1 protein-coding gene is annotated in these 640 nt (G+C 49.2%); it reads left to right on the top strand.

Going from position 1 to position 640, the window contains the following annotated elements:
• On the top strand, nucleotides 1-640 hold a 640-nt coding region (locus A3729_RS01425), incomplete at both ends, for an ABC transporter permease subunit (RefSeq protein ID WP_156497572.1).

Below are 640 nucleotides of genomic sequence, written 5' to 3'. Positions count from 1 at the left end.
GATTACCCCGCTCTCTTTACTTGCGTTTGGCTTCATTTGGGTGAACTTACCCGACCGAATTAGACACGCCGTACCGGAAGGCTGGGACCCCGTGCTGTTAATTCCGGTTATCTTGTTAGCCTCGTGGTTCAGTATCGAAATTAGCCCGGTATTGGAAGTCGCCTTCTTTGGCGGCGATATGCGGTCTTGGTTGACCAATGAAATGGGCATCGATTTTGACCAGCGTAACGCCTTAGTCGTGGGCGCCGCGATGGGCTTTGCCGTCATTCCTACTATCTTCTCGATTACTGAAGATGCGATTTTCAGTGTACCGAAGCATTTGAGCTATGGCTCTCTGGCATTGGGTGCTACCCAGTGGCAAACCATGACTCGCGTCATTCTTCCTACGGCAAGCCCGGGTATCTTCTCTGCTGTAATGATCGGTATGGGTCGTGCAGTTGGTGAAACCATGATCGTATTGATGGCAACGGGTAACACGCCAATCATGGATGTGAATATTTTTGAAGGCATGAGAACCTTGTCTGCCAACATCGCAGTTGAAATGCCAGAATCCGAAGTCGGCAGTACACACTACCGTATCTTGTTCCTGGCAGCCTTTGTATTGTTCCTCTTTACCTTTGTTGTTAACACCTTTGCTGAA

This window comes from Oleiphilus sp. HI0043 (genome assembly GCF_001634935.1).
The sequence above is the reverse complement of the archived record's forward strand: the minus strand, read 5'-3'. Positions and strand labels throughout refer to the sequence as shown.